The sequence below is a fragment of the Micromonospora sp. CNZ295 genome, assembly GCF_004217535.1.
In genome coordinates this window covers 2,726,691-2,746,607 of sequence record NZ_SHKZ01000001.1, presented here as the reverse complement: position 1 = coordinate 2,746,607, position 19,917 = coordinate 2,726,691, and the positions used below count along the sequence as shown (strand labels likewise).

Genomic DNA, 19,917 nt, shown 5'->3' with positions numbered 1-19,917 from the left:
CGCCGACCGTCAGGCGGCCGGCACCGGACGCGGCTCCCGGGTCACCCGCCGCACCGTCCAGACGGTGATCAGCAGCAGCAGCACGTACGGGGGGTAGCCCAGCACGAGCCGGGCGACGCCCAGCGCGGTGTCCTGGTGGGCGAGGTAGAGCCCGGCCTGCACGCCGACCTTGGCCAGCCAGACCACCCCCCACAGCACGGTGAGGCCGGTGAACGTGCGCACCAGGCGCGGGTCCTGGCGCCACTCGGAGGCGCCCTTCGCCACCAGCACCGACCAGATCCAGCCCACCAGCGGCTGCCGGATCGCCGCTGACAGCAGCAGCACCAGGCCGTAGCCGATGCCGTAGAGGATGCCGGGGAGGTAGAAGTCCCGCTCGTCGCCGGTGCGCCAGGCGATCGCCGCGCCGATCGCGATGCCGAACAGACCGTTGACCGCGTGCCGGACCGGCCGCCGCTGGGCCAGCCGCAGCACGGCGATGGCCACCGCGACCGCCACCGAGGCGATCACCGCCGGGCGCAGGTCGCCGACGATGTTGGCGACCACGAAGACGACCACCGGGATGCTGGACTCGAGCAGCCCGCGCCAGCCGCCCAACTGGTCGGCCATCTGCTCGGCGATCGTCGGGAGCGGCTCCTCCTCGCCCGGGCCGGTGCCCGACTGGGCGGTGCGGTGCTGTCCGGTGGTCACTTCGGCGGCTCCAACTCGTAGTACGGGTTGTAGATGACCTTGCGGTCGTCCCGCACGGCCACCCGGCCGCGCGCGGTCAGGTGCCGCCCGGGTTCGATGCCGGCGATGTGCCGCCGGCCCAGCCACACCAGGGTCACCACGTCGCTGCCGTCGTACAGGTCCGCCTCCAGCGTCGGCAGGTTGGTCCGCGGGGTGTAGACCACGGTGCGCAGCCGGCCGGCAACGGAGACCACCTCACCACGGCGGCACTGCCCGGCCGGCACCCCGCCGTGCTCGGCGCTCTCCCGGCGCAGCTCCTGCGCCTCGATCTCCGCCTCGGTCGCGGTGAGCCGCCGCAGCACGCGCCGAAGCGTTCCCCGCCGCTCGTCGGTCGACATGACCTCCGCGTCACCTTCCCGGGCCGGCCGGCCCCGTCGGCCGGCGGTGGAGCGGCACCCCAGGACACCGGGACCGCTCCGCCAGCGTACGCCGAGACAGCCGGCCCCGGTGCGGGCGACCTTCGCGGATCAGGCCTCGCCGGAGGTGGCGGGAACGCTCCCGTCCGGACCGGCCTGCTCGGCGACCTCCCGGGGCAGCCGCAGCGGCAGCGGCTCGCGGACCGGCTTGGCCTCCTGGCCCCGGTCGACCACCAGGCCCTCCAGGCAGGCGGCCAGCGGCCCGGCCGCGCCCGGTTTGGTGGCCGCCTCGCCCTGGTAGACGCCGCGAACCATCCAGCGCGGCCCGTCGATGCCGACGAACCGCAGGTCGGTGAGGCCGTCGGGGGTACGGACCCGGGCCTGCAGCTCGATGCCGTACTCGCCCTTGACCTCCTGGGCGGCGGCGCCGTCGTTGAACAGGGACTGGCGGATCTCCTCGCGCACCTCGTCCCAGATGCCCTCGCTGCGCGGGGCGGCGAAGACGCCGAGCTGGAGCGCGTTCTGCCCGTGCACGAGCACGACCTGCTGGATCACGCCCTGCTGATCGGCCTGCACCCGCACCTCGACGTCGGGGACCGCGGGGATCTGCAGGCTGCCCAGGTCGAGCCGCTGCACACCGCCGGGCGCCTCACTGACGTCGTAGGGGCCGCGCGCCGGCGGCCCCGGGGTCACCGGCGCCTCCAGTTCGTTGGCCTCACGGACGTCGGTCCCCTCGTGCCGCTCGGCACGCTTCCGGGAGAAGATCACTGCGCACACCCTCCGCTGTTCGCACTCACCCTGCCACCTCTTCCGTCCGGCCGCCCGCCCGACGCCGACCAATCTGCGGCCCGGGGCACCGTCACGACGGCTCCGGCGCGGGCCGTCGGCCGTCCGTGCCCGCCGGCGCCGGCACCAGCCCGGCGTGCCCGCCGGTGGAGCCGTGCCCGCCGGTCCCCCGCCGGGTGGTGGGCAGCTCCGCCACCGGCTGGAACTCCGCCCGCGCCACCCGCTGCACGACCAGCTGCGCGATGCGGTCGCCCCGGGAGATCCGGGCCGGCGCCTGCTGATCGTGGTTGATCAGGTTGACCAGGATCTCACCCCGGTAGCCGGCGTCGACCGTACCGGGCGCGTTGAGCACGGTCACACCGAGCCTGGCCGCCAGACCCGAACGGGGGTGCACCAGGCCCACGTAGCCCTCCGGCAGGGCGATGGCCACGCCGGTCGGCACCAGGGCGCGACCGCCCGGTGGCAGCTCGACGTCCGCGGCGGCGACCAGGTCCGCCCCGGCGTCGCCGGGATGGGCGTACGCCGGCAGCGGCAGCCCGGGGTCGAGCTGCCGTACGGGCACGGGTACGACGTCGGTCACGGTTCCCCTCTTCCGTCTGGTTCCGAAGGTGACCCTGCCATCCTGCCCGGTCGTCGGCCCGTCGTGCGCCGTACCCTTCACCTCGTGAGCGTGTCTCCGTCACCGTCGACGTCACCGGCCGCCTCGTACGCCGAGCGGCTGGCTCTGCCGTGGTGGCTCTGGCTGGGCGGGCTCGTCGCGGCCGGGCTGCTCGCCACCGAGATCTGGATGGGCGCGGCCGGCCTCCGGGCGTGGCTGCCGTTCGCGGTGCTGCTCCCGGCGGCGATCGTGGGCCTGTGGTGGCTGGGCCGGATCCGGGTGGCGGTCCGCGACGGCGAGCTGCGGGTGGACGACGCCCGCCTGCCGGTCCGGTTCGTCGCCGACGTCGTCCCCCTGGACGCCGCCGGCCGGCGCGAGGTGCTCGGGGTCGGCGCGGACCCGCTGGCGTTCGTGGTGCAGCGACCGTGGATTCCAGGCGCCGTCCAGGTGGTGCTCGACGACCCGGCAGACCCCACGCCGTTCTGGGTGGTGAGCACCCGCCGGCCGGTCGAGTTCGCCGAGGCGATCCTCGCCGCCCGGGACGCCGCCCGCACCAGCCCGACCGGGCCGGCCTGAGCCGACCCGTCCCGACCGGAGCGACCCGCGGGCCTGAGTCTCCGGTCAGGGCGCCGCGGGCAGTGCCGGTGGCGGGCCGGGCAGGTCCCGGCCACGGCGGCGGAGATCGGCGCGCAGGGTGTCGGCCATCGTCCGCGTCGCGCGCCGGTTGAGGTAGCTCGCCACCGCCGCGCCGGTGAGGAACGGCCCCAGCGTGGTGAGGTTGCGGCCGAAGCGCTTGAGCAGCGTGTCCCGCAGTTCCCGGCGGGCCGCGGTGCCCAGGACCGCGCTCACCCCGACACCGGGCATCATCGGGTTGATCCCCCGCTGGGTGGCCCAGGACTGGACGAGGGCCACCGCCCGCTGCGACCCGCCGGCGGGCAGCGGCACCCCGTACACCTCGTGCAGTTCGCCGGTCAGCTTGAGTTCGATCGCGACGACGGCGACCGTCTCGGCGGCCACCAGGACCGGGGCGGAGAGCAGGGTCGGCGTCGCCACCCACTCGATGGCGGCCACGCCGCCGCCCGCGGCGCCCACCCCCGCGGTGGCCCGGGCCGCGTTGCGGATGAGACGGTCGGCCAGGGCCTCCCCGTCCAGGTCCGGGAAGTGCCGGCGCAGCGTGGCCCGGTCCCGGATCGGGACGTGCGGGGCGACCTCGGCGACGGTGTCGACCATCCAGCGGACGGCCGCCTTCGGCTTGAACAGGTCGCCGAGACCACGCGCGCGGGCCTGCCCGACCAGGCGGCCGAGCAGCTGCCGGCGGCGGGCCGGCTCGATGTCGTCGGCCGTCAGCGCCGCGACGGTGGCGCCCAGCTCGGCCGCGTCGCCGGCGGGCGCCGCCTCCGCGCCCGGCGTCGCGTCCCGCTCGTTCCGCTCGGTCATGGCCGGACCTCCCGCTGCACGCGCCGCCGACCTGACGGCCGTCCATGACGAGTCAAGCAGCTCCACCGTTCCGGCGCAGGGCGACCGAACGAGCGGCGGCCCCGGGAAGGAGCCGCCGCCAGATGTCGCTACGCGGTCAGACGCACTCGCGGCAGATGAGTTCGCCGTTGCGCTCGACCGCCAGCTGGCTGCGGTGGTGCACCAGGAAGCAGCGCGCGCACCGGAACTCGTCCTGCTGCATCGGCAGAACCTTGACCGTGAGCTCCTCGTCGGCCAGGTCGGCGCCGGGCAGCTCGAAGCTCTCCGCCACCTCGGCCTCGTCGACGTCCACGGCGCCCGACTGTGAGTCGACGCGTCGGGCCTTCAGCTCTTCCAGGCTGTCCTCGCCGAGGTCGACCTCGTCGCGACGCGGGGCGTCGTAGTCGGTGGCCATCGGTTTCACTCTCCCATGTCGATGTTGTCGCTTCCGGTTGTAACGCCGGACGACGTTGTTTCGGTTCCGCTGGCCGGCCACCACATGTGTCGGTCACCCGACCCGACGCGCGCCGGGTTGGTGCCCGCCAGAGGAACTCCCCCGGCGAGCGCGGTACCTTACCCCCCCTTTGGGCGTGGCATGTATACCGCCCTCGTGGCAGAGATGTACGCCCCCGCACGGGAAGTTGTTCCCAATGTGACTCAGGCGACACGAAGATAGGGGTAGTACTACCCGGTTCCCGGTCGCCGCGCCGGCATGTCCGCCTGTTTCCACGCCACGGCCGGACAACGGTTAACCTCAGCGGCGTACTCGACGGCCGGCGGGGCGGCCCGACCGCCGCCGGCCGCTGCCACCCACCACTGTCCGGGAGCGCCCTGATGAGCTTTGCGCGAGTGCGAGCACTCGTCGTTGTCGGTCTGCTGGGGGTGCTGGCGCTGGTCTTCGTCGTCGTCGCGCTGGTGCGCGACACCCAGAGCGAGGCGGGAATCGGCGGCGGTTGCCCGGAGGGCTGGCCGCTGGCCGACGTGCGGCTGCGCCAGCAGCAGGAAGTGAAGATCAACGTCCTGAACGCCACCGAGACGCCCGGCCTCGCCAACAAGGTCGCCGACGACTTCCGCAACCGGAAGTTCCAGGTGAAGAAGACCGGCAACCAGAAGGACCAGATCGGCGACATCGCCGTCCTGCGGTACGGGCCGAAGGGGGTCGGGTCGGCGCACCTGCTGCGGGCGTACTTCCTGGACAACGCCGAGACCGAGTACAACCCCAAGCGCGAGGACGACATCGTCGACGTGGTGCTCGGCAGTGCCTTCCAGCAGCTCGCCACCACGACCGAGGTCAACCAGTCCCTCGGCGACCTCGGCTCCCCCGTGGCGCCGCCCGGCTCCTGCCCGATGCCGCAGGACTGAACCCCGGTCGCCGCGCCGCCCGTCCGCGGGTCGCCGGCGCCACGGCCGATGCCCGGGGCCGCCAGCGGCGCTACGGCCGGCGTCAGGGGCCGCCAGCGGCGCTACGGCCGACGCCCGGGGCCGCCGGCGGCGCTACGGCCGACGCCCGGGGCCGCCGGCGGCGCTACGGCCGACGCCCGGGGCCGCCGGCGGCGCTACGGCCGACGCCCGGGGCCGCCGGCGGCGCTACGGCCGGCGTCAGGGGCCGCCGGCGGCGTCAAGGTCGGCCAGGCGGTCGTGCAGGGGTGTGAAGAGCGCCGGCGGTGCGGCGATGACCAGGTCCGGCCCGGCCGCCGCCCCGCGCAGCCCGCCGACCCGCAGCCCGGCCTCGGTGGCCACCAGTCCACCGGCGGCGAGATCCCAGGCCGCCAGTCCCTTCTCGTAGTAGGCGTCCACCCGTCCCTCGGCGGCGAAGCAAAGGTCGACTGAGGCGGCGCCGAGCCGGCGGATGTCGCGGACGTGCGGGATCAGCTCGGTCACCACCCGGGCCTGGTGGGCGCGGCGCTTCGGGTCGTAGCCGAAACCGGTGGCCACCAGCGTCTGGCCGAGGTCCGTCTCGGTCGAGCCGCGCAGCCGCCGGCCGTCGCGCCAGGCACCGCCGCCGGCGGTCGCCGTCCACTCCTCGCCGGTCGTGACGTTGTGCACCACCCCGGCGACCACCACCCCGGCCACCTCGGCGGCGAGCGACACCGCGCTGTGCGGGATGCCGTAGAGATAGTTGACGGTGCCGTCGATGGGATCGACGATCCACCGTACGCCGTCCGGCCCGGCGGGGCCGGTGTCCGCCCCGCCGTACTCCTCGCCCAGCAGGGCGTCGCCCGGCCGCAGCCGGCGCAGGGCGTCGGTCACCTGCCGCTCGACCGCCCGGTCGGCCGCGGTCACCACGTCGGTGACGGTGCTCTTGGTCGCGGCCACCGAGACGCCCTCGGTCCACATCCGGTGCGCGGTCGCCGCGGCGTCCCGCGCCACCGCCACCGCGATCTCCAACAGTTCCCGCGGCTCCGGCGCCGGCCCCATCTTCGTCCCCTTCCCGCACGACCGGGATGGTCCCGACCGCACGTGGGTATCATCCTTACAAAGTCCACATCTGCGCCGAATCGGCGGTCTCACCGCCGATACCCCGTGCGCCGCCGGATGATCGCCGTGGACGGCGTTACAATTCACCCTGCCCACGCGCCACGGACCGCCAGCGACCGGTCGGCCCGGGACACGCGGGTCTCAACGACATCGCCCGGCACAAGCACTCCGCCGCACGCCGGACGACCCGGCCTTGCTCGCTCTTCGCCTCCGGAAGGTCATTCGTGACAGAACCCCGCCAGACCGGCGCCGACGTTCGCTCGCTCACCGACACCCTGATCGCGCACGCGCAGAGCGCCGGCGGTCAGCTCACGTCGGCCCAGCTCGCGCGCACCGTCGAGGCCGCCGAGGTGACTCCGGCCCAGGCCAAGAAGATCCTCCGGGCGCTCTCGGAGGCGGGAGTGACGGTCGTGGTCGACGGCTCGGCCAGCGCCGCCCCGCGCCGCCGGGTGGCGGCCGCCCGCTCGGCCACCCCGGCGTCCCGGGCCACCACCGCCAAGACCACCAAGAAGGCGGCCGCACCGGCCCCGAAGCAGGCGCCCGCCGCCGACGAGGCCCCGGCCCCGGCGCCGCGGAAGGCCACCGCCCGCAAGGCGGCCGGCACCACTGCCGAGGTGGCCGCCAAGGCCGCCGCCCCGGCGAAGAAGACCACCCGGGCCACCAAGGCGACGGTGGCCACGGCGACCGGCCCGGCGAAGGCCACCAAGGCGGGTCCGAAGGGGAAGGGCGAGGCCGGCGGCGAGGGCGAGATCGATCCCGAGGAACTCGCTGCCGAGATCGAGGACGTGGTTGTGGAGGAACCGGCCGAGCTGACGCAGGCCGCCGAGACCGACGCGGCGAACTCCGCCAGTGACAACGACTTCGAGTGGGACGACGAGGAGTCCGAGGCGCTCAAGCAGGCGCGCCGGGACGCGGAACTCACCGCGTCCGCCGACTCCGTGCGGGCGTACCTGAAGCAGATCGGCAAGGTGCCGCTGCTCAACGCCGAGCAGGAGGTCGAGCTCGCCAAGCGGATCGAGGCCGGGCTCTACGCCGCCGAGCGGCTGCGCGCGGCCGACGAGGGCGAGGAGAAGCTCAGCCGCGAGATGCAGCGCGACCTGCTGTGGATCTCGCGGGACGGCGAGCGGGCGAAGAACCACCTGCTCGAGGCGAACCTGCGTCTCGTGGTGTCGCTCGCCAAGCGGTACACGGGCCGCGGGATGGCCTTCCTCGACCTGATCCAGGAGGGCAACCTCGGCCTGATCCGCGCCGTCGAGAAGTTCGACTACACCAAGGGCTACAAGTTCTCCACCTACGCCACCTGGTGGATCCGCCAGGCCATCACCCGCGCCATGGCCGACCAGGCCCGCACCATCCGCATCCCGGTGCACATGGTCGAGGTCATCAACAAGCTCGGCCGGATCCAGCGCGAGCTGCTCCAGGACCTGGGCCGCGAGCCCACCCCGGAGGAACTGGCCAAGGAGATGGACATCACACCGGAGAAGGTGCTGGAGATCCAGCAGTACGCCCGGGAGCCCATCTCTCTCGACCAGACCATCGGCGACGAGGGCGACAGCCAGCTCGGTGACTTCATCGAGGACTCGGAGGCGGTGGTCGCGGTCGACGCGGTCTCGTTCTCGCTCCTGCAGGACCAGCTCCAGCAGGTGCTGCAGACGCTGTCCGAGCGCGAGGCCGGCGTGGTCCGCCTCCGGTTCGGCCTGACCGACGGCCAGCCGCGCACGCTGGACGAGATCGGCCAGGTGTACGGCGTGACCCGGGAGCGCATCCGCCAGATCGAATCCAAGACGATGTCCAAGCTGCGCCACCCGTCGCGTTCGCAGGTCCTGCGGGATTACCTGGACTGACCGGACCCGCCAACCGGGCGTGTCGTTTTGAACACGTGGCGTGCAACGCCGCATGGTGATCGTTCGGTTGCCGGAATGTGATCGTTGACGTGGCACCCTTGGTGCATGGCACGCTGTCGGAGCCATGTGTGACCTCGGTCCCCCGCGGGCACACAGGGAAGGCGAGGCCCGACAAGGGTGTTGCACGATAGGTGAGCAACGACCGAAGAGTGTGTTCATCGGTGACGACCAGAGGAGGAAGGCGATGACCCCGACCCTCACGCCGCCGCCCGAGACGGTGAGCCCCCCGGCCGCCGATGAACGGTGCGACCGCTGCAATGCTGCCGGCAAGCTCCGGGTCACCCTCGCGGGTGGGAGCGAGCTGGTTTTCTGTGGGCATCACGCGAACAAGTACGCGGAGGATCTGGTGAAGATCACCGTGCGGTACGCGGCGGACCCGGAGTTCAGCTGGCGTGGCGCCGATCTGATGGCGAACTGAGGTAAGTCGACATAAAGCCGGCCGGGCCCCTTTCGGGGGCCCGGCCGGCTTTCTCATACCCGCGCCCCGCGCCCCGCGCCCCGCGCCCCGCGCCCCGCGCCCCGCGCCCCGCGCCCCGCGCCCCGCGCCCCGCGCCCCGCGCCCCGCGCCCCGCGCCCCGCGCCCCGCGCCCCGCGCCCCGCGCCCCGCGCCCCGCGCCCCGCGCCCCGCGCCCCGCGCCCCGCGCCCCGCGCCCCGCGCCCAGATCGTGCTACAACCGCGAAGTAGTGGCCTCTTGCGAATCGCGAATCGGAGCCACTACTTCGTGGTTCGAGCGTGATCTTGGGGGGGTCGGTCGGGTCGCCGCCCGAAACGACGGCACGGGCCAGCCAGCGACGGAACGGACAGGCCGAACGTTGACCCTCAAAGGGTCTGTACGGTGGCGATACGCTCCTCGAGCTGCTCGATCGTCGCTTGAGCGCTGGGCGGGCCGCCGCAGAGCCGGCGCAGCTCGGCATGGATCTTGCCGTGGGGCTGGCCGGTGCGGTGGTGCCGGGCGGCCACCAGGGCGTTCAGCTGCCGCCGCAGCGCCACGCGGCGTTGCGCCGCGCTCATCGGTGCCGGCGGCCCCGTGGAGGCCGCAGCGGCCGGCTCAGCGGTCCGTTCGCCGTTCCTGCGCCGCTGCGCCGCGAGCTGTTCGGCCTGCCGCTTGGACAGGAGCATGGCCACCTGGTCGGCCGTGAGCAGACCGGGCAGGCCGAGGTACTCCTCCTCCTCGGGGGTTCCGGCCTGGGCGGCGGTGCCGAACGACGCGCCGTCGAAGATCACCTGATCCAGCTCGGCGGTCGCGGAGAGCGCGGCGAAGTTCTTCTCCAGCTCACCGCTGGCCTGGTCGTCGCGCTGCGCGCGGTCCAGCAGGTCGTCGTCGAAGCCCTCGCGGTCCTTCGGCTTGCCCAGCACGTGGTCCCGCTCGGCCTCCATCTCGCTGGCCAGTCCGAGCAGGTGCGGCACGCTGGGCAGGAACACCGACGCGGTCTCCCCCGGCCGGCGCGCCCGGACGAACCGGCCGATGGCCTGCGCGAAGTAGAGCGGGGTGCTGGCGCTGGTCGCGTACACGCCGACGGCCAGGCGGGGGATGTCGACGCCCTCGGAGACCATCCGGACCGCCACCAGCCAGCGCTGCTCGGAGGCCGCGAACGTCGCGATCCGGGCCGAGGCGCCCACGTCGTCGGAGAGCACCACGGCGGCCCGCTCACCGGTCACCTGTTCGAGGAGCTTCGCGTACGAGCGGGCGGTCTGCTGGTCGCTGGCGATGACGAGACCGCCCGCGTCCGGCATCCCGGCGTTGCGCAGGACGGTCAGGCGGGCGTCCGCCGCCCGCAGTACCTGGGGCATCCAGTCGCCGGCCGGGTCGAGCGCGGTCCGCCAGGCCTGCGCGATCAGGTCCTGGGTCATCGGCTCCCCGAGCCGGGCCGCCAGTTCCTCGCCGGCGTTCGTACGCCACCGGGTCTCCCCGGAGTACGCGAGGAAGAGCACCGGGCGTACGACGCCGTCACGCAGCGCCTCGGCGTAGCCGTACACGGAGTCCGCGTGGGAGCGCAGGAGGCCGTCGGTGCCCCGCTCGTAGGTCACGAACGGGATGGGGTTGTCGTCGGAGCGGAACGGCGTGCCGGTGAGCATGAGCCGCCGCTCGGCGCCCTCGAAGGCCGCCTTCACCCCGTCGCCCCAGGTCCGCGAGTCGCCGGCGTGGTGGATCTCGTCGAGGACGACCAGGGTGCGCCGGGTCATCGTGCGCCGCCGGTGCACCTGTGGCGCCATCCCGACCTGGGCGTACGTGACGACGGCACCGTGGAAGTCGGCCGACGAGTGCAGGTCGGCATTGCGGAAGGCGGCGTCGAGCTGGATGCCGACCCGGGCGGCCGCCTGCGCCCACTGGGTCTTGAGGTGCTCGGTGGGTGCGACCACGGTGACGGCCTCGACGGTGCCGTCGGCGAGCAGCTCGGCGGCGATCCGGAGCGCGAACGTGGTCTTGCCGGCGCCGGGGGTGGCGACCGCCGTGAAGTCGGGGTCGCGGCGGCGCAGGTACTCGACGAGGGCCTTGCGCTGCCATGCGCGCAGTGCCGGGAACGTCTCGAGCGCCGGCGTCCGGGGTGCCACGCGAAGCTCCTCTCCACCGCCTGAGGGACCGGCCCCGGGCCGCGGGCCACGGGTGCCGCCGCCCATGAAAACGCCTCCGCGCAGAGGTGCCGCGAAGGCCGACTCAGCATAACCAGCGAGCGCCCCACACCCCACTCGACACAACGCTCGTCACATCACCCCCACCCGCCGATCTTGCACTTCGGCCGTTGGCACGGCCCGTTACATGGCCTTGCCGGGGCGCAATGTGCATGATCAACGCGGCGAGGGGCCGCGGTGCGGGCGGTGCAGGCGCGCGGCGCGGGGTGCGCGGCGCGGGGTGCGCGGCACGGGCGCGGCGCGCCGCGTGGGTCAGGTGGGGTGGGGTGGGCGGAAGGTGGGGAGCGGAGCGGACCAGCGGCGGCGCAGGGCGACCAGGCGGATCAGGAAGACCAGGACCGCCGCCGCCGTCAGCCAGAGCGCGTTCGCGTTGCCGGCCGCCTCCAGCAGTACGACCAGGACGGCGCCGACGAGCGCGGCGAGCGCGTAGATCTCCCGACGGAGCACCACCGGGATCTCGGCGGTGAGCAGGTCGCGGCCGAGGCCGCCGCCGATCGCGGTGAGCATCCCGACGACGCAGGCACCGACCGCCGGTACCCCGGCACCGAGCGCCTTCACCGTGCCGATGACCGTGAACAGCGCCAGGCCCGCGGCGTCCAACACCAGGACGGTGGTACGCAGGCGGGCGAACTGCGGGTGCAGCCAGAAGACGGCGACAGCGGTGACGGCGGCGGTGGCGGCGTAGCGCCAGTCCGCGAAGGCCAGCGGCGGGGCTTCGTCGATGACCAGGTCCCGGAAGATCCCACCGCCGAGCGCGGCCACGAACCCGACGAAGACGACGCCGAAGAGGTCCAGCCGCTTGGCGACGGCCGCCGAGGCCCCGGAGGCGGCGAAGACCGCGACCCCGGTGAGATCGGCGAACAGTAGGGCGGTGGAGGTGGTCACCGCCGCAGGCTACGCGGGCGGCTCCGCCGCCCGCCCCGGTTCACGCGGTGAACGAGTCGTAGATCTCCTTGCACTTAGGGCACACCGGCGAGCCGGGCTTGGCCGCCTTGGTGACCGGGAACGTCTCGCCGCAGAGCGCCACGACGAAGGTGCCCATCACGGCACTCTCGGCGATCTTCTCCTTGCGCACGTAGTGGAACATCTCGGGACCGGTGTCGGCGTCCTTCACCTCGGGACGCTCGAGAACCTGTGTGCTCACTTGCTCACCTCCAGCTGCCAAGTTTGGCAGGTCACCCGTTGCCCGGTCCACTGCAGGTCCGCGCGGCCGAGGTCGTACCGTTGACCGGCGTGACCAACTTTCACATCCGACGCGGCGCCGAGGTCGAGGACGCCCTGCGCACCGGGCGTCCCGTGGTGGCCCTGGAGAGCACGATCGTCTCGCACGGCCTGCCCCGGCCCGACAACCTCCGGGTGGCCCGCGAGATCGAGCAGGCGGTACGGGACGCGGGCGCCGTGCCGGCCACCATCGGCATGGTCGGCGGCCAGCTCGTGGTCGGCCTCGACGACGCCGAGCTGACCCGTCTCGCCACCGTCGACCCGGTGGCGAAGCTCTCCGTACGCGATCTCGCCGTCGCGGCGGCGACCGGCGCGGACGGCGCCACGACCGTGGCCGCGACCAGCGCGGTGGCCGCGGCGGCGGGCATCGGTGTCTTCGCCACCGGTGGCCTCGGCGGGGTGCACCGGGAGGCCGCCGAGAGCTTCGACGAATCCGCCGACCTGGTGACCCTGGCCCGCACGCCGATCGCCGTGGTCTGCGCCGGGGTGAAGTCGATCCTCGACGTCGGTGCCACGCTGGAGCGCCTGGAAACCCTCGGGGTCGGCGTGGTCGGCTACCGCACCCGCCGCTTCCCCGGCTTCTACCTGACCGACGGCGGTTTCGACCTGGACTGGTCGGTGGACTCTCCGGAGCAGGTGGCCGACGTGCTCGCCGCCCGGGACCAGCACGGCCTGCACCGCGGCGGGCTGGTCGTGGCCAACCCGCTGCCCGCCGACGAGCAGCTCGACCCGGCACTGCACGACCGCACCCTCGCCGACGGGCTGGCCCTGCTGGAGCGGGAGGGGATCACCGGCAAGGCGGTGACGCCGTTCCTGCTGGCCCACTTCCATTCCGCCACCGAGGGGGCCAGCCTCGCGGTGAACGTCCGGATCATCCTGCGCAACGCCGACCTCGCCGCCCGGATCGCGGTCGCGTCGGCCGCCCGCCGGGCATGAGACCACCCCGCGTCCTCGTCGTCGGCGACCTGATCACCGACGTGGTGGCGGTACTGGCCGGGCCGCCGGCGACCGGGTCGGACACGCCGGCCGAGATCCGCTTCACCGGCGGCGGCCAGGCGGCGAACACGGCGGCCTGGTTGGGCGCGCTGGGCGTACCCGTGACGCTGGTCGGCGCGGTCGGCGACGACGGACCGGGCCGGGACCGGATCGCGGAGCTGGAGCGCGGCGGCGTCGACTGCGCGGTCACCCGGGTGCCCGACGCACCGACCGGGACCGTCATCGTGCTGGCCACACCAGCGGAGCGCACGATGGTCACCGAGCGCGGGGCCAACCTGCGGCTGGCCCCCGGAGCGGTCGACGCCGCGCTGGACGGCGCGCCGGACACCCGCCACCTGCACCTGTCCGGCTACACCCTGCTGGACGCCGGATCGCGGCCGGCGGGGCTGCGCGCGCTGGCCGCGGCCCGCGAGCGGGGGCTCACCGTCAGCGTGGACGCGGCCTCCGCCGAACCGCTGCGGCGGGTCGGCGCGGCGGCCTTCCTGACCTGGGTACGCGGCGTCGACCTGCTCCTGGTCAACGCGGAGGAGGCCACCGTGCTGGCCGGTGGGCTCGACCCGGCGGCGCAGGGGCGGGTGCTGTCCGCCTCGGCGCGGCGGGTGGTGGTCAAGCGGGGCGCGGCGGGTGCGGTGTGGGTGGACCGGGACGCGACGATCGCGGTGGCGCCGGCGCGGCGGATGAGCGTGGTCGACCCCACCGGGGCCGGTGACGCGTTCGCCGCCGGGCTGCTGACCGCCTGGCTGGGCGGGGCGTCGCCCGAGGCGGCGCTGCGCCGCGCCGGCGACCTCGGCGCCTCGGCGGTGAGTCGGGTCGGGGCGCGGCCGCCACGCTGACCGGCGACCGGCCGCGTGGGTACGCGCTCAGCGGCCGGTCACTCGTCGGCGTCGATGACCTTGTGCGGCCGTTCCTCGGCGGTGAGGCTCATCGGCGGCGTGTCGTCCCGCTGCCGGGGCTGGAACTTTCCGGCGAGCCGGTGCTGCTCCTTCGGCGGCCGGTCGTTCGCCAGGAGCACGGCCAACCACGGGACGAGGATCATGCCCAGGCCGGCCAGGGGCAGCCAGAGCCAGAGCATGGGGGCCTGCGCGCCGACCAGTACGGCGCCGACGATCAGGCACACGACCCGGATGCCCATCATCAGCACGTACCGCTTCTGTCGGCTGCTGAGCTGGTCGTCCTGGCTGCGTGAGGCGTCGGTGATCAATATGGGCTGGTACGCCTGACGCTTCACCACGGACCTCCTCGAGGGGGTTACGCCTCATCCTTTCACCTCGACCCCGTGATCAGCGAGAATCGCGTCGTGTTACGTCCGTGGTACGCTCACGGCGTGGGCAGCAGGTTCAGCTTCACCGAGGAGGCGCTGGCCAACCTGCGGGTCTACGACGTCACGCCGGGGGAAGTCTGGGAGGCGCTGCACAGCAGCCGACGGGTCATCCGCCACCTGGGCGACGACGTGATGGTCGTCTACGCCTCCGCCCGCCGAGGGCGCCGGCTGGCCGTGCTGCTCGCCGAGGCCGACGGCACCGACAACGACTGGGACATCCTCTCCGCCCGCGAGCTGACCGACGTGGAGGCCAAACGCTACGACGAGGCCGTGCGGAGAGAGCGCCGATGAGGAGGTGGTCAGCATGCACCGGGACGACGCCATCAAGCGGTTCCACGGCGACGACGCCCTCGCCGACCTGATCGACGAGAGCCAGCCGGCGGAGCTGCCCGTTCCGGACACCGACGGCCCGATGGTGAGCCGGTCGGTGCGGCTGCCCCTGGAGACGTACGAGCGCGTGCGCGCCGCCGCCGACGCGCGGGGCATCGGGGTGACCACGCTGATGCGGCAGTGGATCGAGGCCGGCCTCGCCGACCTGGATGACTCGGCGACCGTCTCGCTCGCCGACGTCCGCCGCGCGCTCGCCGCGCTCTCCCGTCCGACCGCCGCCTGACCGCCCGACCCCGCGCCGGGCCGCCCGACCCGGCACCCGCCCGACCCGGCACCGGTCCTACCGGGCGCGCCGGTCCGGCTGGGAGGGTTGCCCGCCGCTCGCCACGGGCGTCAGGGCTCGAAGTTGCCGCCGCTCGACCTCCGCCGCCCCAGCGGGGAGGCCGACGTCTCGATCGGTCGGCCCCGGCTGCGCAGCCCGTCGGCGACCGCCACACCGGTGAGCACCGCGGCGACGGCGGCCTGGGCCACCGTCGACGTCCCCCGGGTGAGCGGCACGGCGACCAGCACCAGCGCGACCACCGCCACCACCCGGGGGACGGAGACCCGGCCGAAGACCTCGTACTCGAAACGGGCCCGGGCGAGCAGGAAGACCACCGGCCCGCCGACGACGAAGAAGAGCCACTCCGGCTCGAGCGGATCGTACGGGTGCATGATCACCAGCTCGTAGCCGACACCGGCCATCAGCACCCCGCCGATGATGAACAGGTGGGTGAAGCTGGCGGAGGTGCCCAGCGGGCCGGGCTCGCGCGCCACCCGCAGGGCCTCGGCGAGCAGGTGCCCGGCGCGGTGGAAGTAGATCCGCCAGAGCAGCGCGGTGGTGACGAAGGCGAGAACGAAGGCGGCCGCCCGCTCCGCGGAGAACTTCTGCCCGCTGTACGCGACGCCGATCACCAGGATCGACTCGCCCAGCGCGATGAGGAAGATCTGCTGATACCGCTCCGCGAGGTGCTCGCCCTCGATGCGCCACCCGGACGGCCGGGCCGGGCCCAGCCGGGGCACCGGCCAGCCCAGCGTCAGGCCCAGGTAGTCGATCGCGAGGGCGAGCAGCCACAACGGCATGCGCAACTCGTCCGGACCGAGCGCCCCGGCCAGCCAGGGCAGCCCGCCCAGCGCCGCCCACGCCGCGAGCCGGAACGGCACCTGCCGACGCGGATGCCCGCGCAGCGCGGTGGCGATGACCAGCGGCCGGCCGATCATCACCCCCAGGTACGCGAGCACGAACGGCAACGCCCGCTCCTCGAAGGCGCGGGGCATCGCCACCGCCATCACCAGGCTGCCGAACATGGTGCCGACCACGACCGCCTGGATGATCGTCCGCTCCGGCTCGTACCGGCTGGTGACCCAGGTGGTGATCGTCCAGACCAGCCACAACGCCAGGAAGAGCGCCAGGGTCTCGACGACTCCGACGATCATGTGACCGTGCGAGACCTCGTCGATCAGCCGCACCGACAACCGGGTCAGGGCGAAGACGAAGACCAGGTCGAAGAAGAGCTCCAGGAAGGTGGCCCGGGGCGAGCTGACGGTGGGGCGGAGCAGTTCCCCGCCACGATCCGCTCCCGTCGCCGCCATCGTGACTTCAACGAGCCGCGCCGGAGCCCGTTGCGTCAGGCGCCGGACGCCTTCGCCGCCGCCTTCATCTGCTGCTTGTACTCGCGGACCCGGCGCAGCGAGTCGGCGTCCGTGACATCGGCGACCGACCGGTACGCGTCCGGGTCGCCGTAGCCGCCGGCGGCCTCCCGCCAGCCCTCGGGTGCGACGCCGAACCGCTTGCCGAGCAGGGCGACGAAGATCTGGGCCTTCTGCTTGCCGAACCCGGGCAGCTCGGCCACCCGCCGCAGCAGTTCACGGCCGTCGGTGACGCCGGCCCAGAGGCCCGCCGCGTCACCGTCGTACCGGTCGACCAGGACCCGGCACACCTCCTGCACGCGGGCGGCCATGGCCTTGGGGAAGCGGTGCAGGGCCGGCGGGGTCGCGAAGATGGTGACCAGGGCGTCCGGGTCGTAGCCGGCCAGCTCGGCGGCGTCCGGCTCGTGCCCGAGCCGCTGCGCCAGCACGTACGGCGACGAGAACGCCTTCTCCATCGGGACCTGCTGGTCGAGGACCATGCCGACGAGCAGCGCCAGCGGGCTGCGCCGCAGCAGCGCGTTGGCCTCCGGGTCGATCGGCAGCTCGAGCGTCATGCGCACCATCCTGCCCGGCGGGCGGCCCGACGCGCACCCCGACCCACCGGCCGTGATCCGACCCGCACTCCGATTCAGTGTGAGGTTAGCCTGTGCTAACTTCATCGCGTCGGCGTCCGCCGACCCGTCCGAAGGGGTTGCCGTCGTGTCCGTACTGCTCCGCCGGTCCACGGCGACGCTCGTCGCCGCCGGGCTGCTCGCCACCGGCCTGGTCGCCTGCGGGTCGGGCGAGGACGAGTCCGCCGACCCCGGCAAGCCGAACGACAAGACGATCACGGTCTACAGCGGCCGGAACGAGCAGCTCGTCAAGCCGCTGCTGGAGAAGTTCACCCAGCAGACCGGCATCCAGGTCAAGCCGCGGTACGCCAGCACCGCCCAGCTCGCCGCGCAGCTGGTCGAGGAGGGCGACAAGTCGCCGGCCGATGTCTTCTTCGCCCAGGACGCCGGTGCGCTCGGCACGGTCGCCAAGAAGGGCATGTTCGCCACCCTGCCGGAGGCCGCCACCGGCAAGGTCCCCGAGACGTACCGGGCCCGCAACGGCCAGTGGGTCGGCGTCAGCGCCCGCGCCCGAGTGCTGGTCTACAACGCCGACCAGGTCCCCGCCGACCAGTTGCCGACGTCCGTCTTCGAGCTGACCGAACCGAAGTGGAAGGGCAAGGTAGCGCTCGCCCCGACCAACGCCTCCTTCCAGGCGTTCGTCACCGCGATCCGGGTGCAGCACGGCGACCAGCGGGCGAAGGACTTCCTGGCCGGCCTCAAGGCCAACGAGCCGCAGATCCGGGACAACAACATCAAGATCGTCGAGGACGTGAACAACGGCGTCGTCCCGGTCGGCCTGGTCAACCACTACTACCTCGGCGAGATCGCCAAGGAGCAGGGCAGCACACCCGACGCGATGAAGGCCAAGCTGCACTTCTTCCCCGGCGGCGACACGGGCGCGCTGGTCAACGTGGCCGGCGTCGGCGTGCTCAGCCGCGCCGCCGAGGACGCCGACGCCAAGGCGTTCGTCGACTACCTGCTCGGCCCGGAGGCCCAGAAGTACTTCGCCGCGGAGACCTTCGAGTACCCGGTGGTCAGCGGGGTGGCCGGCCCGGCGTACGTGCCGCCGCTGGCCGACCTGAAGGTCCCGACCGTCGACCTGAACGATCTCGACACCCTCGAGGCCACCGTGGCCATGATCACCGAGTCGGGGTTGGTCCCCTGACCAGTTCGACGACGACGGCAGGGCCGGCTCTGCACGGGCCGGCCCCGTCCGGCGTACGCGGACGGGCGCGGCGGCTGGTCCCCCGCCCGGCGCTGCTCGCGGCCTCGACCGCGGCGGTGGCCGTGGCCCTGCTCCCCCTGGTCTACCTGGCGGTACGCACCGCCGAGGCGGGCTGGGAGCGGGTCGTCGACGAGTTGTGGACCGAGCGGGTCGCGCTGCTCGCCCTGCGCAGTGTCGCCCTCGCGGCGGTGGTCACCGCCGCGTGCGTGCTGCTCGGCGTCGGCGCGGCCTTCCTCGTCACCCGCACCGACCTGCCCGGCCGGCGGCTCTTCGCGGTGCTGGCCGCGCTTCCGCTGGCCGTCCCCACCTACATCGCGGCGTTCGCCTGGGTGTCCGAGGTACCCGGCCTGGAGGGCTTCTGGCCGGCGGCGCTGGTGCTGACGCTCTGCTCGTACCCGTACGTCTTCCTGCCGGTCGCCGCCGCGCTGCGCGGCGCGGACCCGGCGCAGGAGGAGGTTTCCCGGTCACTGGGGCGCGGCGGCTGGCAGACGTTCACCGCGGTGACCCTGCGGCAGATCCGGCCGGCCACGGCGGCCGGCGCCCTGCTGGTCGCCCTCTACGTGCTCTCCGACTTCGGGGCCGTCTCGATCCTGCGCACCGACACGTTCACACGGGCCATCTTCGTCGCCTTCGACCTGGGCTTCGACCGCACCGGCGCGCTGGTGCTCGCCAGCGTGCTGGTGGTGCTGACCGTGCTGCTGCTCACCGCCGAGACCGCCACCCGGCGGCGTGGCGCCCGGTACGCGCGCCTCGGCGGCGCCCGCCGTCCGCCGCTCCGGCTGCGGCTCGGCGCGGCCCGCTGGCCGACGCTCGCGGCGTTGCTCGGCGTGGCCGCGCTCGCTCTCGGCGTACCCGCGCTGAGCCTGGCCCGGCGGCTCGCCGGCGGGGTGTCCCGCCCCGGCGCCCTGGCCGAGGTCGCCGTCGCCGCCGGCAACTCGCTGACCGTCTCGCTCGCCGGCGCGGCGCTGACCATGCTGCTGGCGCTGCCGCTGGGGCTGCTCGTCGCCCGTGCGCCCGGCGTGCTGACCACGGTGCTCGACCGGCTGGCGTACCTCGCCCACGCCCTGCCCGGCGTCGTGATCGGGCTGTCGCTGGTCTTCTTCGGGATCGCCGTGGCGTACCCGCTCTACCAGACCCGCTGGCTGCTGGCGCTGGCGTACGCGACGCTCTTCCTGCCGCTCGCGGTGGGCGCGGTGGCCGGTGCCGCCGCGCAGTCGCCGCCCGGCCTGGAGGAGGTGGCCCGCTCGCTCGGCCGGCCGCCGCTGGCCGTGCTGCGCACGGTGACCCTGCCGCTGACCCTGCCCGGCATCGGGGCGGGCGCGGCGCTGGTCTTCCTGACCGGCATGAAGGAGCTTCCCGCCACCCTGCTGCTGCGCCCGACCGGCACGGACACGCTGGCCACCGAGTTGTGGACCGCCACGTCGGTCGGGGCGTACGCCGCCGCGGCCCCGTACGCCGCGCTGCTGGTGGCGATCTCGGCGCTGCCCACCTGGCTGCTGGTCGCCCGCAGCGGCCTGCTCGACAAGGAGGACCGGACATGAGCGAGCGCAGCGAGCGAATCATCAGGCTCAGCGCAATGGTGCCTCAGGACGGCGCGCAGCGCAGCG

Annotated in this window: 23 protein-coding genes; 10 read left to right on the top strand and 13 right to left on the bottom strand. The window is 73.9% G+C overall.

All coding sequences use genetic code 11. From position 1 onward, the window contains the following. Positions 1-9 precede the first annotated feature (9 nt). From EV376_RS13060 to dut, 4 genes are all read right to left on the bottom strand, one after another. Positions 10-687, bottom strand: coding sequence for a DUF3159 domain-containing protein (locus EV376_RS13060; protein ID WP_130323070.1), 678 nt, complete (start codon positions 685-687; stop codon positions 10-12). Then, positions 684-1,064 (bottom strand): OB-fold nucleic acid binding domain-containing protein, encoded by a 381-nt coding sequence (locus EV376_RS13055; protein WP_130323068.1) that lies wholly within the window; start codon positions 1,062-1,064, stop codon positions 684-686. Before EV376_RS13055 ends, EV376_RS13060 begins: the two co-directional genes overlap by 4 nt. Positions 1,065-1,193: 129 nt before the next feature. After that, positions 1,194-1,850: a DUF3710 domain-containing protein gene (locus EV376_RS13050; RefSeq protein WP_130323066.1), complete on the bottom strand. Its 657-nt coding sequence runs from the start codon at positions 1,848-1,850 to the stop codon at positions 1,194-1,196. A gap of 91 nt (positions 1,851-1,941) precedes the next feature. Beyond that, the gene (gene dut, locus EV376_RS13045) at positions 1,942-2,448 is read right to left on the bottom strand and encodes a dUTP diphosphatase (protein WP_130323064.1); all 507 of its coding nucleotides are present in this window, start codon (positions 2,446-2,448) and stop codon (positions 1,942-1,944) included. A gap of 90 nt (positions 2,449-2,538) precedes the next feature. On the opposite strand from dut, the gene EV376_RS13040 reads away from it, so the two are divergent. After that, the gene (locus EV376_RS13040; RefSeq protein ID WP_486482893.1) at positions 2,539-3,042 is read left to right on the top strand and encodes a DUF3093 domain-containing protein; all 504 of its coding nucleotides are present in this window, start codon (positions 2,539-2,541) and stop codon (positions 3,040-3,042) included. A gap of 45 nt (positions 3,043-3,087) precedes the next feature. Here EV376_RS13040 and EV376_RS13035 read toward each other — a convergent pair whose 3' ends face one another. Beyond that, on the bottom strand, positions 3,088-3,903 hold the full coding sequence (locus EV376_RS13035; RefSeq protein WP_130323060.1) for a hypothetical protein: 816 nt from the start codon (positions 3,901-3,903) through the stop codon (positions 3,088-3,090). A gap of 136 nt (positions 3,904-4,039) precedes the next feature. Beyond that, positions 4,040-4,336 carry a DUF4193 domain-containing protein gene (locus EV376_RS13030; protein ID WP_007075406.1) on the bottom strand — a complete coding sequence of 99 codons (297 nt, stop codon included), beginning with the start codon at positions 4,334-4,336 and terminating at the stop codon, positions 4,040-4,042. Positions 4,337-4,770: 434 nt separating this feature from the next. Here EV376_RS13030 and EV376_RS13025 point away from each other — a divergent pair, with 434 nt between their 5' ends. Then, positions 4,771-5,283 carry a LytR C-terminal domain-containing protein gene (locus EV376_RS13025; RefSeq protein ID WP_207228543.1) on the top strand — a complete coding sequence of 171 codons (513 nt, stop codon included), beginning with the start codon at positions 4,771-4,773 and terminating at the stop codon, positions 5,281-5,283. Between the two features lie 237 nt (positions 5,284-5,520). On the opposite strand, the gene EV376_RS13020 is transcribed toward EV376_RS13025, so the two are convergent. Then, a complete protein-coding gene (locus tag EV376_RS13020) occupies positions 5,521-6,339 on the bottom strand; it encodes an inositol monophosphatase family protein (protein ID WP_130323056.1) in 819 nt (272 codons plus the stop codon). 284 nt (positions 6,340-6,623) lie between these two features. Between EV376_RS13020 and EV376_RS13015 the strand changes: the two genes are divergently transcribed. After that, on the top strand, positions 6,624-8,243 hold the full coding sequence (locus EV376_RS13015; protein ID WP_130323054.1) for an RNA polymerase sigma factor: 1,620 nt from the start codon (positions 6,624-6,626) through the stop codon (positions 8,241-8,243). Between the two features lie 244 nt (positions 8,244-8,487). Further along, on the top strand, positions 8,488-8,721 hold the full coding sequence (locus EV376_RS13010) for a DUF7455 domain-containing protein (RefSeq protein WP_076471365.1): 234 nt from the start codon (positions 8,488-8,490) through the stop codon (positions 8,719-8,721). 402 nt (positions 8,722-9,123) lie between these two features. Here EV376_RS13010 and EV376_RS13000 read toward each other — a convergent pair whose 3' ends face one another. The 3 genes from EV376_RS13000 to EV376_RS12990 all read right to left on the bottom strand — a co-directional run bounded on the left by EV376_RS13000 (position 9,124) and on the right by EV376_RS12990 (position 12,079). Next, complete coding sequence (locus EV376_RS13000) at positions 9,124-10,857, bottom strand: DEAD/DEAH box helicase (RefSeq protein ID WP_130323052.1); 1,734 nt, start codon at positions 10,855-10,857, stop codon at positions 9,124-9,126. 330 nt (positions 10,858-11,187) lie between these two features. Further along, positions 11,188-11,820: a TRIC cation channel family protein gene (locus EV376_RS12995; protein ID WP_130323050.1), complete on the bottom strand. Its 633-nt coding sequence runs from the start codon at positions 11,818-11,820 to the stop codon at positions 11,188-11,190. A gap of 40 nt (positions 11,821-11,860) precedes the next feature. Beyond that, positions 11,861-12,079 carry a DUF3039 domain-containing protein gene (locus EV376_RS12990; protein WP_130323048.1) on the bottom strand — a complete coding sequence of 73 codons (219 nt, stop codon included), beginning with the start codon at positions 12,077-12,079 and terminating at the stop codon, positions 11,861-11,863. 89 nt (positions 12,080-12,168) lie between these two features. Here EV376_RS12990 and EV376_RS12985 point away from each other — a divergent pair, with 89 nt between their 5' ends. Together EV376_RS12985 and EV376_RS12980 are read left to right on the top strand one after the other, a co-directional pair. Next, on the top strand, positions 12,169-13,092 hold the full coding sequence (locus tag EV376_RS12985) for a pseudouridine-5'-phosphate glycosidase (protein WP_130323046.1): 924 nt from the start codon (positions 12,169-12,171) through the stop codon (positions 13,090-13,092). After that, on the top strand, positions 13,089-13,985 hold the full coding sequence (locus EV376_RS12980) for a sugar kinase (RefSeq protein ID WP_130323044.1): 897 nt from the start codon (positions 13,089-13,091) through the stop codon (positions 13,983-13,985). The genes EV376_RS12985 and EV376_RS12980 overlap by 4 nt, the downstream gene beginning before the upstream one ends. A 38-nt stretch (positions 13,986-14,023) precedes the next feature. Here EV376_RS12980 and EV376_RS12975 read toward each other — a convergent pair whose 3' ends face one another. Continuing rightward, positions 14,024-14,380 (bottom strand): DUF3099 domain-containing protein, encoded by a 357-nt coding sequence (locus tag EV376_RS12975; RefSeq protein WP_130323042.1) that lies wholly within the window; start codon positions 14,378-14,380, stop codon positions 14,024-14,026. A 96-nt stretch (positions 14,381-14,476) separates the two neighbouring features. Here EV376_RS12975 and EV376_RS12970 point away from each other — a divergent pair, with 96 nt between their 5' ends. Together EV376_RS12970 and EV376_RS12965 are read left to right on the top strand one after the other, a co-directional pair. Beyond that, entirely contained in the window at positions 14,477-14,764 is a 288-nt protein-coding gene (locus EV376_RS12970) for a hypothetical protein (protein ID WP_486482612.1), read from the top strand. Between the two features lie 13 nt (positions 14,765-14,777). Beyond that, a complete protein-coding gene (locus EV376_RS12965) occupies positions 14,778-15,086 on the top strand; it encodes a hypothetical protein (protein ID WP_130323038.1) in 309 nt (102 codons plus the stop codon). A 110-nt stretch (positions 15,087-15,196) separates the two neighbouring features. Here EV376_RS12965 and EV376_RS12960 read toward each other — a convergent pair whose 3' ends face one another. Continuing rightward, the gene (locus tag EV376_RS12960) at positions 15,197-16,435 is read right to left on the bottom strand and encodes a low temperature requirement protein A (RefSeq protein WP_130323036.1); all 1,239 of its coding nucleotides are present in this window, start codon (positions 16,433-16,435) and stop codon (positions 15,197-15,199) included. 35 nt (positions 16,436-16,470) lie between these two features. Beyond that, positions 16,471-17,055 carry an HhH-GPD-type base excision DNA repair protein gene (locus EV376_RS12955; protein ID WP_130323034.1) on the bottom strand — a complete coding sequence of 195 codons (585 nt, stop codon included), beginning with the start codon at positions 17,053-17,055 and terminating at the stop codon, positions 16,471-16,473. A gap of 136 nt (positions 17,056-17,191) precedes the next feature. Here EV376_RS12955 and EV376_RS12950 point away from each other — a divergent pair, with 136 nt between their 5' ends. Both EV376_RS12950 and EV376_RS12945 read left to right on the top strand, forming a co-directional pair. Further along, positions 17,192-18,250 (top strand): iron ABC transporter substrate-binding protein, encoded by a 1,059-nt coding sequence (locus EV376_RS12950; RefSeq protein WP_130323032.1) that lies wholly within the window; start codon positions 17,192-17,194, stop codon positions 18,248-18,250. A gap of 74 nt (positions 18,251-18,324) precedes the next feature. After that, positions 18,325-19,851: an ABC transporter permease gene (locus EV376_RS12945; RefSeq protein WP_130328639.1), complete on the top strand. Its 1,527-nt coding sequence runs from the start codon at positions 18,325-18,327 to the stop codon at positions 19,849-19,851. Positions 19,852-19,917 lie beyond the last annotated feature (66 nt).

Coding starts and splice junctions, on each gene's coding strand:
- EV376_RS13055 (WP_130323068.1), bottom strand. CDS start 1,064: ATGTCGACCGACGAGCGGCGGGGAACGCTTCGGCGCGTGCTGCGGCGG.
- EV376_RS13035 (WP_130323060.1), bottom strand. CDS start 3,903: ATGACCGAGCGGAACGAGCGGGACGCGACGCCGGGCGCGGAGGCGGCG.
- EV376_RS13030 (WP_007075406.1), bottom strand. CDS start 4,336: ATGGCCACCGACTACGACGCCCCGCGTCGCGACGAGGTCGACCTCGGC.
- EV376_RS13020 (WP_130323056.1), bottom strand. CDS start 6,339: ATGGGGCCGGCGCCGGAGCCGCGGGAACTGTTGGAGATCGCGGTGGCG.
- EV376_RS13010 (WP_076471365.1), top strand. CDS start 8,488: ATGACCCCGACCCTCACGCCGCCGCCCGAGACGGTGAGCCCCCCGGCC.
- EV376_RS12980 (WP_130323044.1), top strand. CDS start 13,089: ATGAGACCACCCCGCGTCCTCGTCGTCGGCGACCTGATCACCGACGTG.
- EV376_RS12965 (WP_130323038.1), top strand. CDS start 14,778: ATGCACCGGGACGACGCCATCAAGCGGTTCCACGGCGACGACGCCCTC.
- EV376_RS12960 (WP_130323036.1), bottom strand. CDS start 16,435: ATGGCGGCGACGGGAGCGGATCGTGGCGGGGAACTGCTCCGCCCCACC.
- EV376_RS12955 (WP_130323034.1), bottom strand. CDS start 17,055: ATGGTGCGCATGACGCTCGAGCTGCCGATCGACCCGGAGGCCAACGCG.